Source organism: Streptomyces sp. NPDC048560, from assembly GCF_040650955.1.
In the GTDB taxonomy this organism is placed as follows: domain Bacteria; phylum Actinomycetota; class Actinomycetes; order Streptomycetales; family Streptomycetaceae; genus Streptomyces.
The window spans coordinates 497,814-513,191 of record NZ_JBEZIJ010000001.1; the positions used below are offsets into that span (position 1 = coordinate 497,814).

16 protein-coding genes are annotated in these 15,378 nt (G+C 69.6%); 5 read left to right on the forward strand and 11 right to left on the reverse strand.

Features of this window, described 5'->3' with window-relative positions; genetic code table 11:
• Window positions 1-68: 68 nt before the first annotated feature.
• The gene (locus AB0C82_RS02120; protein ID WP_362835360.1) at window positions 69-500 is read left to right on the forward strand and encodes an arsenate reductase ArsC; all 432 of its coding nucleotides are present in this window, start codon (window positions 69-71) and stop codon (window positions 498-500) included.
• A gap of 7 nt (window positions 501-507) precedes the next feature.
• Window positions 508-1,491 (forward strand): thioredoxin-disulfide reductase, encoded by a 984-nt coding sequence (gene trxB, locus AB0C82_RS02125; RefSeq protein ID WP_362835362.1) that lies wholly within the window; start codon window positions 508-510, stop codon window positions 1,489-1,491.
• A gap of 274 nt (window positions 1,492-1,765) precedes the next feature.
• Here trxB and AB0C82_RS02130 read toward each other — a convergent pair whose 3' ends face one another.
• Genes AB0C82_RS02130 through AB0C82_RS02140 form a run of 3 tightly spaced genes read right to left on the reverse strand, consistent with a single transcriptional unit; the run spans window position 1,766 to window position 5,210 of the window.
• Window positions 1,766-2,455, reverse strand: coding sequence for an ATP-binding cassette domain-containing protein (locus AB0C82_RS02130; protein ID WP_362835364.1), 690 nt, complete (start codon window positions 2,453-2,455; stop codon window positions 1,766-1,768).
• Entirely contained in the window at window positions 2,443-4,275 is a 1,833-nt protein-coding gene (gene pstC, locus AB0C82_RS02135; protein WP_362835366.1) for a phosphate ABC transporter permease subunit PstC, read from the reverse strand. Before pstC ends, AB0C82_RS02130 begins: the two co-directional genes overlap by 13 nt.
• 2 nt (window positions 4,276-4,277) lie before the next feature.
• The gene (locus tag AB0C82_RS02140; protein ID WP_362835368.1) at window positions 4,278-5,210 is read right to left on the reverse strand and encodes a phosphate ABC transporter substrate-binding protein; all 933 of its coding nucleotides are present in this window, start codon (window positions 5,208-5,210) and stop codon (window positions 4,278-4,280) included.
• A 239-nt stretch (window positions 5,211-5,449) separates the two neighbouring features.
• On the opposite strand from AB0C82_RS02140, the gene AB0C82_RS02145 reads away from it, so the two are divergent.
• Entirely contained in the window at window positions 5,450-5,860 is a 411-nt protein-coding gene (locus AB0C82_RS02145; RefSeq protein WP_362835370.1) for a metalloregulator ArsR/SmtB family transcription factor, read from the forward strand.
• A 30-nt stretch (window positions 5,861-5,890) separates the two neighbouring features.
• Here AB0C82_RS02145 and AB0C82_RS02150 read toward each other — a convergent pair whose 3' ends face one another.
• The 5 genes from AB0C82_RS02150 to AB0C82_RS02170 are packed head-to-tail and all read right to left on the reverse strand — an operon-like array spanning window position 5,891 to window position 10,124.
• Window positions 5,891-6,598 (reverse strand): hypothetical protein, encoded by a 708-nt coding sequence (locus AB0C82_RS02150; RefSeq protein ID WP_362835372.1) that lies wholly within the window; start codon window positions 6,596-6,598, stop codon window positions 5,891-5,893.
• Complete coding sequence (locus AB0C82_RS02155; protein WP_362835374.1) at window positions 6,595-6,942, reverse strand: hypothetical protein; 348 nt, start codon at window positions 6,940-6,942, stop codon at window positions 6,595-6,597. Before AB0C82_RS02155 ends, AB0C82_RS02150 begins: the two co-directional genes overlap by 4 nt.
• Window positions 6,939-8,468: a 2,3-bisphosphoglycerate-independent phosphoglycerate mutase gene (gene gpmI / locus AB0C82_RS02160; RefSeq protein ID WP_362835376.1), complete on the reverse strand. Its 1,530-nt coding sequence runs from the start codon at window positions 8,466-8,468 to the stop codon at window positions 6,939-6,941. Before gpmI ends, AB0C82_RS02155 begins: the two co-directional genes overlap by 4 nt.
• On the reverse strand, window positions 8,465-9,775 hold the full coding sequence (aroA, locus tag AB0C82_RS02165; protein ID WP_362835378.1) for a 3-phosphoshikimate 1-carboxyvinyltransferase: 1,311 nt from the start codon (window positions 9,773-9,775) through the stop codon (window positions 8,465-8,467). Before aroA ends, gpmI begins: the two co-directional genes overlap by 4 nt.
• Window positions 9,776-9,812: 37 nt before the next feature.
• On the reverse strand, window positions 9,813-10,124 hold the full coding sequence (locus AB0C82_RS02170; RefSeq protein ID WP_362835380.1) for a hypothetical protein: 312 nt from the start codon (window positions 10,122-10,124) through the stop codon (window positions 9,813-9,815).
• Between the two features lie 554 nt (window positions 10,125-10,678).
• On the opposite strand from AB0C82_RS02170, the gene AB0C82_RS02175 reads away from it, so the two are divergent.
• The gene (locus AB0C82_RS02175) at window positions 10,679-11,650 is read left to right on the forward strand and encodes a helix-turn-helix transcriptional regulator (RefSeq protein ID WP_362835382.1); all 972 of its coding nucleotides are present in this window, start codon (window positions 10,679-10,681) and stop codon (window positions 11,648-11,650) included.
• Between the two features lie 95 nt (window positions 11,651-11,745).
• On the opposite strand, the gene AB0C82_RS02180 is transcribed toward AB0C82_RS02175, so the two are convergent.
• The 3 genes from AB0C82_RS02180 to AB0C82_RS02190 all read right to left on the reverse strand — a co-directional run bounded on the left by AB0C82_RS02180 (window position 11,746) and on the right by AB0C82_RS02190 (window position 14,215).
• Window positions 11,746-13,266: a GNAT family N-acetyltransferase gene (locus AB0C82_RS02180; RefSeq protein WP_362835384.1), complete on the reverse strand. Its 1,521-nt coding sequence runs from the start codon at window positions 13,264-13,266 to the stop codon at window positions 11,746-11,748.
• A 68-nt stretch (window positions 13,267-13,334) separates the two neighbouring features.
• Window positions 13,335-13,580: a hypothetical protein gene (locus AB0C82_RS02185; RefSeq protein ID WP_362835386.1), complete on the reverse strand. Its 246-nt coding sequence runs from the start codon at window positions 13,578-13,580 to the stop codon at window positions 13,335-13,337.
• A gap of 263 nt (window positions 13,581-13,843) precedes the next feature.
• On the reverse strand, window positions 13,844-14,215 hold the full coding sequence (locus AB0C82_RS02190) for a metalloregulator ArsR/SmtB family transcription factor (RefSeq protein WP_362835388.1): 372 nt from the start codon (window positions 14,213-14,215) through the stop codon (window positions 13,844-13,846).
• 89 nt (window positions 14,216-14,304) lie between these two features.
• Between AB0C82_RS02190 and AB0C82_RS02195 the strand changes: the two genes are divergently transcribed.
• Window positions 14,305-15,351 carry a permease gene (locus tag AB0C82_RS02195; protein WP_362835390.1) on the forward strand — a complete coding sequence of 349 codons (1,047 nt, stop codon included), beginning with the start codon at window positions 14,305-14,307 and terminating at the stop codon, window positions 15,349-15,351.
• The last annotated feature ends 27 nt before the right edge of the window (window positions 15,352-15,378 follow it).

Consider the following 15,378-nt stretch of genomic DNA (forward strand, 5'->3'; position numbering starts at 1 on the left):
CTGATACTGTCACATCACTCGGGGCTGATACCAGTCCTGGGTGAATAACCGGCCCGAAGGAAGAGACGATGTCCTCCACCCCGCCCGCATCCGTGCTGTTCGTCTGCATCCACAACGCAGGCCGCTCGCAGATGGCCGCCGGCTTCCTGCGCCACCTGGCGGGCGACCGGATCGAGGTCCGCTCCGCCGGCTCCGTCCCCGGAGAGCGGATCAACCCCTCCGCGGTGGCCGCCATGGCCGAGCTGGGGATCGACATCTCCGACCAGAGGCCGAAGGTCCTCACCCCCGAGGCCGCCCAGGCCTCCGACTACATCATCACCATGGGCTGCGGCGACGCCTGCCCGTACTTCCCGGGCAAGACCTACCTCGACTGGCAGCTCGAGGACCCGGCCGGCCAGGGCGTGGACGCGGTCCGCCCCATCCGCGACGAGATCAAGGGCCTCATCGAGGGCCTCATCGCCGAAATCGACACCAAGAGCGCGAAGAACAGGGAGAACTGACCGCATCATGACGAATGACGACGTGCGCGAGGTCATCATCATCGGCTCCGGCCCTGCCGGATACACAGCCGCGCTGTACACAGCCCGCGCGCAGCTGAAGCCGCTGCTCTTCGGCAGCTCCATATTCGTCGGCGGCTCGCTCACCACGACGACCGAGGTGGAGAACTTCCCGGGCTTTCCCAGCGGCATCGACGGACCCGACCTGATGGACAACATGCGGGCCCAGGCCGAGAGGTTCGGCGCGGAGATGGTCGACGACGACGTCGTCTCCGTCGACCTCAGCGGTGACATCAAGCTGCTGACGGACTCCGAGGGCACGGTCCACCGCGCCAAGGCGGTGATCATCGCGACCGGCTCCGGCTACCGCAAGCTCGGCCTGCCCAACGAGGACGCGCTCTCCGGACGCGGGGTGTCCTGGTGCGCCACCTGCGACGGGTTCTTCTTCCGCGACCGTGACATCGTCGTGGTCGGCGGCGGTGACACCGCCATGGAGGAGGCCACGTTCCTGACCCGCTTCGCCCGCTCGGTCACCGTCGTCCACCGCCGCTCCACGCTGCGCGCCTCCAAGGCCATGCAGGACCGTGCCTCCGCCGACGCCAAGATCTCCTTCGCGTTCGACAGCGAGATCGCCGAGATCAAGGAGAGCGGCGGGATGCTCTCCGGTGTCGTGCTGCGCGACGTGGTGACCGGCGAGACCCGCGACCTGGACGTGACGGGCCTGTTCGTCGCCATCGGCCACGACCCCCGTACGGAACTCTTCGCCGACCAGCTCGAACTGGACGCGGAGGGCTACCTCAGGACCGAGGCACCCACGACCCGGACGAGCGTTCCCGGTGTCTTCGGGGCGGGCGACGTGGTGGACCACCTCTACCGCCAGGCCATCACCGCGGCCGGCTCCGGTTGCGCCGCCGCCCTGGACGCCGAGCGGTACCTCGCCGCCCTCGGCGACGCCGCCCCGGCCGGCGAATCCGCTCTCACGGCGGCTGTCTGAAAGACGCGGTCCCTTCCGCGGGCTCTGCCCGGAGAAGGGACCGCGAGAGTCCCGGAAGAGAACCCCGGAGAGTCCCGGAGAACGGAGCAACCCCACCGCGGTGACCGCGGTGGGGTTGCTCCGGGGTGGGATCTCCGGACAGGAGCCGGACGTCGATGAACCGGTCAGAACGGAGCGTTCGGCCCGGTGGAGACCCCGGGCCAGGTCCGTCGTGATTGCGACACGACGGACCTGGCCCGGCTTCCGTTCCCCGCTGCGGATCCCGGCGCCCCGCTCAGGCCGCTGCCGAGGAGAGCGCCAGGGTTTCCGGCAGCTCCAGCCGTACCGTGCGGTCACAGAGTCTGTCCACCTGCGCCGGATCGTGTGAGACGAGGAGGACCGTGCGGTTGCCGCGAAGGGCGGCCACCGACTCCTCGACCGTGTCCCGGCTCCGCTCGTCCAGGGCACTGGTGGGTTCGTCCAGCAGGAGGGCCGCGGGTTCCAGGGCCAGCGCGCGGGCCAGGCACAGCCGCTGGCGCTGACCGGCGGAGAGCGTCTGCGCCGGGGAGTCCAGCCGGTTGTGGACCTCGCTCCACAGTCCCGCCTCACGCAGAGCCTGTTCCACACGGTCGCGCATCTCAGCCCGGGGCGCCCGCATCAGATGCCTGAGGCCGAAGAGCGCGTTGTCCAGAATGCTCCCGCCGAAGACGACAGGTGTCTGAGGCACCAGGACCACGGTGCTCCTCAGGCCGGAGTCACCCTTGCCGCGAAGGATGGTCCGCCCGAGCACCTCCACGTGGCCGTCCCGGACGAGACCGTGGGGCAGGAGGTCGACGAGAGCGCGCAGCACCGTGGACTTCCCGGCGCCGGAGGGACCGCACAGCCCCGTGGTCGATCCGCCTGCCAGCTCGAACGTGACCGGGCCCACCAGAGTCTTCTTGCCGTCGAGGACCCGCAGGTCGCGGACGGATATCACGTTGTCCATCGTGCTCCTTCGAAGCGGTTGCGCAGCGCCACCGCCAGGCTGAGAAGAACTGCGGTGATCAGGACCAGGACCAGCGCGCTGCCCCATGCCTGGGTGATCGCCTCCGGGGCACCCGAGTCCTGGGACAGGGTGAAGATGTGCGTCGGCAGCGACTGCACCGGGGAGTCGACGATGCCGGTCGGCAGGGCGGGCGCCCCGAAGAACACCGTGGCGGTGAAGATCAGGGGAGCCGTCTCGCCCGCCGCCCTGGCCAGGCCGAGCAGCAGACCGGTGAGCGTGGCGGGCCAGGTGTAGGGGATGACCACCGAACGGATGTACTGCGAACGGGACAGGCCGAGTGCCAGGGCGCTCTCGGTGAGTTCGCACGGCATGCTCCGGATGCGGCCGGCAGTGGTCAGAGCGACGACGGGCACGACCACGGGCACCAGCACGACGGCCCCGGCCAGCCAGGACCGGCCCCATCCCATGGTCGTGGAGAAGATGACGTATCCGGCAAGGCCCAGGAGGATGGTCGGTGTTCCGCCGACGACCACGGTGAGCGTCTCCAGCACACGTGCTGTCCTCGCGGAGGCGTGGGCACCGATCAGAATGCCCGCCCCGTAGCCGAGGGGCAGTGCGATCAGGGCTGTCGTGACCAGGAGCAGGAGCGTGCCGAGGATCTGGTCGCGCACACCGCCGCCGGCCGCACCCGTGGAGGACGAGATCCAGAAGGCCGGGCTGAGTGCGGAACTCCCCCGTGTCACGAGAACGGCGAGCATTCCGAGGAGTAGGGCTCCCGGCAGCAGCAGGGCTCCCAGTCGGAGCATCGTCGCGAGCCGGTCCCGGGGGATGCGCAGCCAGGCGGTGGCCCGGTGGGATCGCAGCCCGCGCCTGGTGGCACGGCTCGGTGTTCCGCGGGTGCCCCACACCGTGGCCGCGGCCACCAGGAGGAGCAGGACGATGCCCAGACCGCACAGCGCCGCGAAGTAGGGCCCGGATGTTCCCGCGAGCATCGGCTCCGGGCCGGCCAGTTTGGTGGTCAAGGTCTGGCCGGGGTGCACCAGGGAGGAGATGAAGTCTCCGAACGATTCCGGAAGCCTTCCGTCGGCCCGTCCCACGACGAGGAAGACCGCGATCGCCTCGCCGAGGGCTCGGGCGAGGCCGAGCAGGACACCGGCGCGCATGGCCGAGTGTGCCTTGGGCAACACGGCCGACCGTACGACCTCACGGCGGGTGAGGCCGAGGGAGTAGGCCGCCTCCCGGTAGCGGTCGGGGACGGCGGCCAGCGCGTCCACGCTCACCGCCACGATCGTCGGCATGATCATCACGGCGAGGACGATGCCCGCGGCCAGCAGGCTGTCACCGCCCGGCACGTCACCCAGCATCGCGACGAACGGCCGGATCAGCATGATGCCGATGAGGCCGTAGACGATGGAGGGGACTGCCGCCAGGAGTTCGATGCTCAGCCTCAGGGGCCGGGCGAGGCGGGGCGGCAGGTACTCCGACAGCGCGATGGCCGCCGACCAGCCGACCGGAACGGCCAGCACCAGCGCGAGGACACACACGACGGCGGAACCGTAGATCATGGCCAGGGCGCCGAAGGCGCCGTTCACCGGGCTCCACGTCGGGTCGCCCGTCAGCTCCGGCCAGTCGATGTCACCGCTCGCCATGCCCGTGGCGAGATACCCGATCAGCACCGTCAGGGCGAGGACCACCGAGAACATCCCGGTGTACACCCATCCCCAGACCCATCTCGCCCGCTGCGGGCGGCCGCCCGCGACGGGCGGCCGCGACGCGGCGGGTCCGAGCGCCTGGGGAGGCCGCTCCAGAGTGAGGCTCACGGTCACATCCCCATCTGCTCGCGGGTCAGGTAGCCGTGCGGGGTCAGAAGCTTCTGGCCCTTCGCCGAGACGACGTAGTCGATGTACTCCTTGACGGCTCCCTGCGGCTTGCCATCGGTGATCATGAACAGCGGCCGGGTCATCGGGTACTTGGTCGACGCCACGTTCTCGATGCTGGGAGTGACGCCTTCCAGGGCCACGGCCACCAGATCGTCGTGCCCCTCGATGAAGCCGGTCGACAGCGGGGCGATCGAACCCCGGGTGGACTTCAGCTTGTTACGGGTCTCCAGGTTGCCGCCGACGACGGCGTAGTTGCCGGACTGCGGGGGCGCCGGGGGCTTCTCGTCGCCGTAGACGAACTTGTCGAGCACCTCGCGGGTACCGCGGCCGGGCTCCTTGTCGTAGACGAAGACCTTCAGGTCGGGGCCGCCCACCGCCGACCAGTTCGTGATCTTCCCCTCGAACAGGCCCTTCACCTGCTCCTTGGTGAGGCTCCTGACTCCGGCGTCGGCGACCTCCTTGGTGATGATGATGCCGACCGCGTCCGCACCGATCTGCGTCGGGACGAAGTCGGTGCCGGGGTATGCCTTGTGGTCCTCGTCCGACAGCGGCTTCGAGCTCAGCGCCACCTCGATCTGCCCCGACCCGAGCTGGGAGATGCCGCCGGCCGATCCCCCCTGGGTGGCCACCGTGATCTTCAGACCACGGGACTTGAGCGCCTCGGCGGCATCCGACGCGACCGGGGCGACGGTGGTCGATCCGCTGGCCTGCAGCGCGGACGAGCCGGCCTTGGCAGAACCCGCGCATCCCGTCAGCAGGGCTGCGAGGAGCAGCCCGGCGGAGGCTGCGTAACCGCTCCGCTTGCGCCTTGCGGTGAGCAGTGACGGCGCCTTGCGGTGCTCGGTGGTGATGACGGACATGGGTGTGCCTTTCATGGTGAACAGTGAGTTGGCTGAGGGGCCTGGGGCGGGCGAACCACCCTGACGATCAAGAGTCTGCTCAGGGGTGGGGCCGAGCAGAAGAGGTTGCGAGTGGCATCAACCGCGCACGGCACCCACCTGCCTGGCGGGGCGTCGGGGGCATGGGCCGGTTCGGTTGAACGGCAAGCAAATAGTGGGTGAATACGATCATCTGTGCCGCTGGACGCTCTACCACCGGACGTAGGGTGAACCGCATGTCCGCAGATCAGGTGACCCGCCGCTCCGCAGGCTTCCTGCCCTTCGTCGATGAGGACCCGACCTGCGGGCCGCCCCTCGAAGTGGATCCGCTGTCCCGGGAACTGGCGGAAGCGCTCGCGCGGAATCTGAAGGGCACAGCCGATCCGACCCGGCTCCAGATCCTCAGCGTCCTGCTGGCCGCCCCGGAGGGCGAAGCGTGCGTATGCGATCTGACACCGCTCCTGGAGCTGGCCCAGCCCACCGTCAGCTACCACATGAAGATCCTGGTGGACGCCGGGCTGGTGAGCCGCAGGAAGCGGGGCACCTGGGCCTGGTACTCGGTCAGGCCGGAGCAGCGTGCCGTACTCGACGCACTGATCTGGGGCGACCGGGCGGCCGGCCCCCGAGCCGATCACGGTGGAGCGTGACGTGACCCGCCCGGGGGCCGCGGTGTGAGGTCAGGCGGTGACGGCCGCGGCAGCGGTAACTTCGGCGGTGAACGCCCGGATCAGCGGGTGGATGTTGCCAGGGGTGGAGACCAGCTCCGGCTGGAAGAGCGTGCCGATGAAGAAGGGGTGGCCGGGCACCTCGGCGGCGCGTGGGGCGCCTTCGGTGTCCCAGCCGCTGAAGACGACGCCCGCCTCAGTGAGGAGCTCGACGAACTCGCCGTTCAGGCCGTACTTGCAGTGGTACGTCTCCGTGGTCCGCTCGGCGTTGTCGTAGACGGCGGCCAGCCGGCTGCCCTCGGTGAGCAGGAGCGGCGCCTGCTCGCCGGCCAGGCAGCAACTGAGCGGCACGATCAGTGGCGTTGACGCCTCCGGGTCGTACTGGACGTCATCGGCGTCCGTGAGCCCGACGACGGTGCGTGCGTACTCGATCAGGGCGTGCTGGAAGCCGCCGCAGGTGCCCAGGTACGGGATGCCGGACTCGCGGGCGAGGCGGATGACGGCGAGCACGCCGTCCTTGCTCTCGTACGGGGAGCCCGGGACGACCCAGATGCCATGGAAGCCGTTCAGCGACTCGGGCCCCGTGATGGTCCCGGTGGGTATCCACTCGGTTTCGACGTCGAGCTCGCCGCGGAAGGCGTCGAGCCGGGCGTGGGCCGGGGACTTGCCGTGGTCGCCGACCAGCGCGATGCGCGGACGGGGTCCGGTGACTGTGGTCATGCGTACTCCTGCTGGCTGTCGAGGATCCGTCCGAGCTGGACGAACCCGTGGGGCGCGAGGCGGGCGACGAGACGGCCGCCCCGCTCCTCGGTGGTGGAGGCGCCGCCGAGGAAGAGCAGAGGGCCGGTACTTCGCGGCAGTAGCGGTTCGGGGAAGAACTCCTGGCTTTCGCCGGTGACGTTGCGGACCGTCAGCAGGTGGACCGTGCCCGCCGTGTCGGTGCGGAGGTCGGCCTCGAGGGCCGGCCCGAGGTCCAGTTCGCGGACGACGGCCTCGTCGGTGAGGGCGGAGGCGAAGGCGGCGCCGCCGGGCGTGCCGGGCGCCTTGAGCTGGGCTGTGGTCACAGGAGGCTCCGGCCGGTCATGGCAGGGCCGCTCGGGCGGCCGAGCAGGTGCAGGACGGTGGGTGCGATATCCGCGAGGCTGCCTCCTTCCGCGAGCTGCTCGCCCAGGAGCTGTCCCGGGGCGGGGACGACGACGGCGGGTACGGGGTTGGTCGTGTGACCGCCGTACGGGAGCGGCGTGCCGTCGGGGCCCGGTCTGGACATCCGCTCGGCGTTGCCGTGGTCGCCGACGAGCAGGACCCAGCGGCCCGTGGCCGCCGCGGCGGCCAGGATCTTCTCCACCTCGCCGTCGGTGTGCTCGGCGGCCTTGACGGTGGCGGCATGGTCGCCGGTGTGGCCGACCACGTCGATGTTGGCGAGGTTCGCGACCACCAGTGCCACGTCGTGACGCCGGGCGGCGGCGGTGATGGCTTCGGTGACCTGCGCGAGGTTCATCTCGGGCCGGGCGACGTAGTCGGGGGCGGTGTCCGCGGTGATGCGGACGTGTTCCTCGACTTCCCTACGTCGGCCGTCGCGGCCGTTGACGTAGTAGGTGACGTGCTCGAACTTCTCCTGTTCCGCGATGCGTACGGAGCGCAGGCCGTGGGCTTCCAGCGCGTCGGCCAGGCCTCCGGAGGCGTCCGCCCGGCCGACCAGGGCAGGGATGTCCGCCCTGGTGTCGTACCGGGTCAGGGAGAGGATCTCCACATCCGTGTCGGTGAGGATCTGGACGAGGTCGTCGGCGAGTTGCTGGATCCGGTCGCTGCGGAAGTTGGTGAACAGCACCGTGTCACCGTCGCGGACGGGTGCGAGCGGCTCGCCGTCGACGTCGGTGAGAACGGTCGGGGTGATCCAGACGTCGCCGTTCCCGGCTCCGGCCAGGACCTGGCCGTAGTCGCGGGCGGTGGCGCCCTTGCCGTCGGTGACGGCCTCGCTGACCTTGGCGGTCAGCTCCAGGTCGCCGCTCTTGTCGAGGCCGTAGCCGCGGCCGGAGACGGTGGCCAGTGCCCCCACGCCGGTGGCGGTGAAGAACTCCTCGACGCGGCCCAGGTAGTGGCCCGCCGTGCGGTCGGCGACGTCCCTGCCGTCGGTGATGGCGTGCACCCACACGTGCTTCACACCGCGGGACGCCGCGATGGACAGGAGCTCGTGCAGGTGGTCGACCTGAGCGTGGATCATCCCGTCGGAGACCAGTCCGATCAGGTGCAGTGCGCCGCCGTTGGCCGTGAGGCGGTCGAGGGCTCGGGTCAGGCGCGGGTTGGCGCGCAGTTCCCCGCTGTCGATCTGCCGCTGGACCAGGACGCTGTCGTAGTCGAGGGGGCGGCCTGCCCCGATGACCATGTGGCCGATCTCGGAGTTGCCGACGGTCCCGGGCAGCAGTCCGACGTGTTCGCCGGAGGCTTCCACGACGGTGGACGGGTGTTTGGCTGCGATGGAGTCGAGGACGGGGGTGTGGGCGTCGGTGAGTGCGTTGCCGGGTCCTGGAGCGGCGTGGCCCCAGCCGTCGAGGACGAGCAGGATCCCGTTGGCGGTTCCGTCGCCGGTCACCGCAGGGTGTCCAGCGTGTTCCAGAAGGCCGGGAAGGACTTTGCGACGCAGCCGGGCTCGTTGATGACGACACCGGGGGTACGCAGGCCGATGATCGCGAAGGTCATGGCGATGCGGTGGTCGTCGTAGGTGTCGATGACCGCGCCGTGCGGGGTGCCGCCATGGATGGTCATGGCGTCGTCGTACTCGTCGACGGTGATTCCCATCTTGCGGAGCTCGGTGGTGACGGCGGCGATGCGGTCGCACTCCTTGACGCGCAGGCTGGCGATGTTGGTGATGTGTGTCTTGCCCCGGGCGAAGGCGGCGACAGCGGCGAGCGAGGGAACGACGTCGGGCATGGCGTCCATGTCGACTTCGATGCCGTGCATGTCACCGCCCTTGACGGTGATCGAGTTCTCGGTGATCTCGACGTGGGCACCCATCCGGCCCAGGACCTCGGCGAGGCCTACGTCGCCCTGGTGGGAGGTGGAGCCGATGCCGGGGATGGTGACCCGGCCACCGAGGATCGCGGCGGCGGCGATGAAGTACGACAGGCCCGAGGCGTCGGGCTCGACGACGGCGTGGCCGCCCTTGAAGGACTGGCCGGCCGCGATCCTGAAGCGGCGGTAGCCGTCGCGCTCGACCGTGATGCCGTGCTCGGCGAGGGTGGCCAGCGTCATCTCGACGTACGGCTTGGAGACCAGCTCGTCGACGATCTCGATCTCTGTGTCCTGCTGGGCGAGGACGGAGCTGATCAGAATCGAGGAGGTGTACTGGGAGGAGATGGCGCCGGAGATCTTCGTCCTGCCGCCGACGAAGTTGCCGCCCTTCACCTGGATCGGCGGGGAGCCGTTGCCGCGTACGGCGACCGCCTCGACGCCGAGAGCGGGGAGAGCCGCGAGCAGGTCACCGAAGGGGCGCTCCTGCATACGGTTGTTGCCCGTGATCGTGGTGACGCCCTCGGCGAGACCCGCCATCGAGATGAGGAAGCGCAGCGGGGTGCCGGCGCCGCCGACGAAGATGTCCTCCTCGGGGGCGACCATCGGCCTGCCGGTCGGAGTAAGGGTGAAGCGGTGGTTCTCGTGGTCGATCTCGACGGCGACGTGCCCGAACGAGGCGACGGCGTCGGCGAAGAAGATGGTGTCGTCGGAGACCAGGGCACCGTCGATCACGCCGGTCCTGCCGTCGAGAGCGGCAAGGGCCGCGATGGCGATCTGCCGGTTCGTGTAGGACTTCGAGCCGAGGACCTTCACCTCGTGGTCGATCGAGGCGATCGTCTCCACGGCGAGCTGTTCGGCCTTCAGCCGCGGGTCGTTGATACCGCTCATGGGGTGAGACTCCTTGCAGGCAGGTATGTGATCTGTGTCACGCGAGTGCGGGGCCCGAGCCGGGCAGGGCGCCGGGAAGCTGAGGGGTGACCGCAATTCGCCATTGGGCGAGGGTCGGACTGGAATTGAGTGCGCGGCGGCTAATTGCGCCCGCCGCGGACAACGCGTCGGCGAGGCTGCCGGTGCGATGGAAGAACGTCAGCTCAATACGGCCCGACGTTGTTTTGGCGTGGACATGTTCGAGATCGTCATCCGGCATTGCCGCCGCCCAGACGATGTCGGTGACCACCGCCGATTCCAGCCTCGCGACCTCGGCGTCATCGACGGCGACGAGCGTGGCGGTGGCCATGAACATCGGCCCTCCCGGTCGGGCGGTAAGTCCTGGTACGGACCACACGTGCTGGTCGGCTTCGGCTCGGGTGACGGCGCTGTAGAACTCCGTGTGGCGGCACTTGGGGCCGCACCCGTGCCCACCGGCCGGAGAAAAGCCCAGCGCGACCGCGGCGGCTCTGTTGATCAGGCGCAGGGTATTCCGCGCAGCAGACATGGCTGTCCTCCGTATGGATGGGCTAATTGATGCCGCTCGGATCAGGGGCGTTCTCGACGCGCTTCGGATTTCGTTTTCCGAGGAGTTCCGCTGCCCTGTGATCACCAGTTTGCTGATCATTCCGAGGGGGCGGAAGGGCTCACGGGTGGCATGAAGCGCGACCGGCAGGCACCTGCCTGAGAACAGCTCGAATCGGCCATGGCGCAGCACATCGCGCCGCGGGGAAGTGCTGATCAGCCCCGGACAGCCCCTTGTCGGGATCCGCCTTGACCTGCAAACATCGGCGCCCGCCGATCTATTGGGCAGATCGTCTTGATAGTTGGAACGCCGAGCGGGGGGTCGCTGTGCTGGCGAGTTTGGGACTGGACACTGAAGCCGAGTCGGTCTACCGGCTGATGCTCACTCAGCAGGACTGGGGCGTCTCGGAGATCGCCGCCCACCTGGTGTGCCCCGAAGACTCCGTACGCGGCGCGCTGGACCGGCTGGCCGAGTTGAACCTGCTCCGCCGCTCCATGCAGGCGCCCGGCGGCCTGCGGCCTGTCAGCCCGGACCTCGGGTTCCAGCTGCTGCTCCAGCGGCAGCAGGCCCATCTCCTCGCGCAGCAGCAGCAGTACGCCGAGAGCCAGGCCGCGATCAGTAAACTCCTCGACGAATACTCGGAACTGCGGACCGGCGAACGGCACGGCGTCGAGTACCTCCAGGGGCTCGACGCCATCCAGACCCGCCTCGAAGAGCTCGCGCACCGCTCGACCAGCGAGTGCCTGTCCTTCATGCCCGGCGGTGCGCAGTCCGCCGCGAGCCTGGACGCCAGCCGGCCGCTGGACGAGGACCTGATGCGCCGGGGTGTCCGGGTGCTGACCGTCTACCTGGACAGCGTCCGCAATGACAGCCCGACCGTCGAATACGCCCAGTGGCTGCACGGAAACGGCGGCGAAGTCCGCACCGTGCCGGCCCTGCCGCTGCGGATGGTCCTGTTCGACCGCGAGGTGGCGCTGCTGCCGGTGGACCCGAACAACACGAGGAAGGGCGCTGTCCAGCTGACCGGTCCCGGCGTACTCACCGCCCTGGCCTCCTTGTTCGAGCAGGTGTGGGAGTGCGCCGCACCCATCGGCAGCACCCGCGACCGCGACCTGGCGGGCCTGACCGCGCAGGAGCGGGAACTGCTGCGTCAGCTCACGCAAGGGGCCACGGACGAGATCGCGGCGAAGAAGCTCGGCATCGGTCTGCGCACCGCGCGCCGCATGATGTCGGAGATGATGGCCCGCCTCGGCGCCCGAAGCCGTTTCGAGGCAGGAGTGCTGGCGAGCAGGGCCGGCTGGACCGACTGACCCCCCTCCGCCCTGCCTCTCATGCCAGGAACGCCGACAGGCCCGGCGCGCATCGCGCACCGGGCCTGCTTCGAAGAGAGAGATCTGGAGCGGGGTCAGCCGCAGCAGCCGCCCTCCGGCTGGACGGGCTGGATCGGCTCGTAGGCGGAACCACCGAGCAGCTTGGCCTTCAGCCGGCCGATCGCCGTGCTCGGCTCCTCCTCCGCTCCGAGGCCCAGCGCCTCACGGCGGGCCTCGCCGTACGCGGCATGGAACTTGGCGATCTCGGGGCGAAGAGCGGTGTCCGTGACGAGGATCGCCGAGCGGAGGGGATGCGGCTTGAATCCGCGGAGCCGCTTGGCCTCGTCAGCACCGGGACCGGCCTCGATGGTGGTGATGCCCTCGGCGTACGCGTCGCGCAACGGGCGGTCCATGACGATCTCGAAGTAGATGCCGCTGCGCTCGCCGAGCGCCTCGTAGTCGAAGCCGGCCCACTTCACGAACAGGCGCTTGCCCTGGCGGACGGTCACCGAGGCGGCGGCGACCTCGTCGCCCTTGTAGGCGAGGTAGGCGCGGACGTCGGCACCGCCCTCGACGAGGGCGGTGATCAGGGCATGGATGTGTGTGACGTCCTCCCCTCCGCTGTACCTCTGCCGGTTCAGGGTGATCAGCTCGGAGATACGGCCGACCAACGGGCGCAGCTCCTCGCGGTCCTTGCGCTCGATACGGGTCCCGGAGTTCGCGGCGCGGTCGCTGTCCTCCTTGACGCGGCGCCGCTTGCGGGCCGGGAGGGACGCGAGGTAGGCGTCGTAGCTGTCGTGCCGGAGGCTGAGCAGGTTGTTCTCGCCGTGGAAGGCGATGTCGCCACCGTACGCCTGGAGGGCGAGCGCGAGGACCTCGCTGTGCGGGCTGTCGTGGAGCCATGGGGCGGTGATCGAGTGGACGCCCGCCTCGATCGCGGCCGGCACGATGCGGTCGATCAGGTCTGCGACCAGCAGCGGATCCTCGACCGAGGCGGAAGCCTCGGAGCGGTATCCGAGCGGCGAACCGAGGAGCAGGGTCGGGAAGAACGCCTCCTCGCCCATGGCCTCGACGACGTCCGTGGTGTCGCAGCAGGAGGAGGTGGCCGAGCAGCAGGCCACCGCGCCGGACTTGGGCTGCCAGCCGAGGTAGGTGCGCGGGTCGGCTTCCACGATGGGGTCGGCGCCGAAGACGAAGCCGGGCAGGAAGGCGAGTTCGCCCTCACCGCGATCGGCGACCGTGTGCCAGGGCTCGGCCCCGGCCAGGCTCGCCTCGGTCGCCCTGAGCCAGTCGGGCAGTACGTAGGGGGCGGGGTCGGTGGCCTGGGGCACGCTGCCGCCGAGGGCCGCGAGCGCCTTGTCGAGCGAGAGGCCGGTGAGGACGTCGGCCGGATCCTCCTGGCCGGTGGCGGCGCAGCAGGAGTCCGCCTCGGGCTCGGCAGGTCCGCAGCAGCCGGATTCCCGAACGGGCTCCGGTTCGGCCTTGACCTCGGTGGTCCCGCAGCAGGAGGACTCTTCGGCCTCCACCTTCTCGGGGGTTCCGCAGCAGGAGTCTTCCAGCACCACCGGCGCCGGAGCCGGCTCTTCAGTGGTCGCGCTGCAGCAGGTGGTGCTCATCTCTCGTACTCCTTGGGGTCGCGGGTGCGGTGCGTCTCGCATGAGGGGGTGAGGCGACGGGCTGTGGATCAGTCCCAGCCGGCGCCGTCGGTGGAGGGGTCGGCCGGGGCGGCGTCCCAGCCGGCACCGTCGGTGGACGTGGGGGCGACGTCCCACCCGGCGCCGTCGGTGGAGGGGTCGGCCGGGGCGGCGTCCCAGCCCGCTCCGGCCACGGTGTTGCGGACAGGAGCGTCGAGGGCGGAAGCAGAGCCGAGTCCGATGACGGTGACCAGGACGGCGGCGGCAAGGCTCATCGAGGTACGCGAAACAGACATGGCTCTCCCCAGGAAAGTGACTTCGGCTTTTTGGTGACCGGCGGCCCATCGGCAGTTCCGGTGTCCCGGTGGGTGGTTGCCCTCCCGGTGTTCATGAGTCTGTCCGAGGTCACCCAGGGTGTGGAAGAGATCACTGCTGGCATGAAGCGCGCCCGGCACCCTCATGCCTGAACATGCCGAAGGACCGGCCCGCCCGCACGTGGCGTGCGAGCCGGCCGGCCCTTGACGGGGGAACCTCGCGACGAGGTGGGATCAGGCTCCGGTCAGGCGGGGAGCGGCTCCGGCGAGGGATCCAGCGCCTGGCACAGCACGGTCATGCTGCCGGCCGCGATCCGGTAGTACGTCTGCCGCCCCCGGCGCTCCCGCTCGAGGAAGCCTGCCTCGAACAGCACCTTCAGGTGATGCGAGACCGTCGGCTGTGTCAGCCCCAGCGGCTCGGTGAGATCGCACGTGCATGCCTCGCCTCCCGGCTGGGTGCGGATCAGCCCGAGCAGCCGCAGCCGGGTCGAGTCCGCGACGACCTTCAGCGCGGCGGCAAGGTCATCCGCGGCCTCCGGAGTGAGAGGGCCGGCAAGCACGGGGGAGCAGCAGAGCTCCGAGATGGACGTAGGCATACCCGAACCAACGACGGCCATCTATGAATTGTTCCCCGAACACATTGACAGTCATCTATGCATCCGACAGAGTTCAACCCATCGACAGCCGTCTATGAGTTGGAGCTCCCGTGCTTGACACCGTCCTCGACGTCCTGGGCCGCACATTCCAGGACGTCGCCCACTCGCTCGCCGCCAACTGGCCGTTCCTGCTGATCAGCGTCATCGTGGCCTCCGCCATCCCGGTGTACATCGGGGCCGAACGGCTCTCGTCATGGCTGCGGAGGAAGACCCTCTACGCGGTACTCGGGGCCATCCTCCTGGCGACACTCACCCCCTTCTGCTCATGCGGCACCACGGCAGTGGTCCTGGGAGCGCTGGCCTCGCAGGTCCCCTGGGCCCCCGTCGTCACCTTCATGGTCGCCTCACCGCTGACCAGCCCGGAGGAACTCGTCCTTTCCATGGGCCTGTTCGGAGCCGACTTCGCCCTGACCTTCTTCGTGGCGGCGATCGTCATCGGCCTCTTCGCCGGACTGGTGACCTGGCTGATCGAGAAGACGGGCTGGCTCGACGGACAGGCCCGCCTGACCTCCACCGAGGCCGAGAAGAAGGCCGAGGAGAGCTGCTGCAGCAGCGACGAGACCGAGGGCGACGAAGCGGGCGGCGGCGTGAGCGCAGCCGGCGGCGGTGGCGGCCTCGCCCGTACGGCTCTGCTCAACCGGCCCATCGCCCCGGCTCCGGCGCCGGTCGAGGTCAGCCTGGTCAAGCGCTGGAAGCTCGACGAGTTCGGCAACGAGCTGATGATCACCAGCAAGCGCCTCGCCCTCTACTTCCTGGGCTTCGCGACCCTGGGCTTCCTGCTCATCAACTCGATCCCGACCAGCGTCCTTACGGACTTCCTCGGTGAGGGCAGCATCTTCGCGGTCCCGGTCGCCGCCCTGATCGGCATCCCGGTCTACCTCAACTCCGACGGTTCGCTCCCGCTCGTGGCCACCCTGATGCAGGGAGGCATGAGCCCCGGCGCCGCGCTCGCCTTCCTGATGACCGGTGCGGGCACCAGCGTCGGCGCCATCAGCGGCATGCTCCTCATCGCCCGCTGGCGCGTAGTGGCCCTGGTCGTCGGGATCCTCTTCACCGGTGCGGTCGTCCTCGGCTACTCGGCCCCCATCTGGCTCTAGCTACTCCTGGCCCGAGCGCCAGCACAT

Coding starts and splice junctions, on each gene's coding strand:
- AB0C82_RS02120 (WP_362835360.1), top strand. CDS start 69: ATGTCCTCCACCCCGCCCGCATCCGTGCTGTTCGTCTGCATCCACAAC.
- trxB (WP_362835362.1), top strand. CDS start 508: ATGACGAATGACGACGTGCGCGAGGTCATCATCATCGGCTCCGGCCCT.
- AB0C82_RS02130 (WP_362835364.1), bottom strand. CDS start 2,455: ATGGACAACGTGATATCCGTCCGCGACCTGCGGGTCCTCGACGGCAAG.
- AB0C82_RS02140 (WP_362835368.1), bottom strand. CDS start 5,210: ATGAAAGGCACACCCATGTCCGTCATCACCACCGAGCACCGCAAGGCG.
- AB0C82_RS02145 (WP_362835370.1), top strand. CDS start 5,450: ATGTCCGCAGATCAGGTGACCCGCCGCTCCGCAGGCTTCCTGCCCTTC.
- AB0C82_RS02150 (WP_362835372.1), bottom strand. CDS start 6,598: ATGACCACAGTCACCGGACCCCGTCCGCGCATCGCGCTGGTCGGCGAC.
- aroA (WP_362835378.1), bottom strand. CDS start 9,775: ATGAGCGGTATCAACGACCCGCGGCTGAAGGCCGAACAGCTCGCCGTG.
- AB0C82_RS02170 (WP_362835380.1), bottom strand. CDS start 10,124: ATGGCCACCGCCACGCTCGTCGCCGTCGATGACGCCGAGGTCGCGAGG.
- AB0C82_RS02180 (WP_362835384.1), bottom strand. CDS start 13,266: ATGAGCACCACCTGCTGCAGCGCGACCACTGAAGAGCCGGCTCCGGCG.
- AB0C82_RS02185 (WP_362835386.1), bottom strand. CDS start 13,580: ATGTCTGTTTCGCGTACCTCGATGAGCCTTGCCGCCGCCGTCCTGGTC.
- AB0C82_RS02190 (WP_362835388.1), bottom strand. CDS start 14,215: ATGGCCGTCGTTGGTTCGGGTATGCCTACGTCCATCTCGGAGCTCTGC.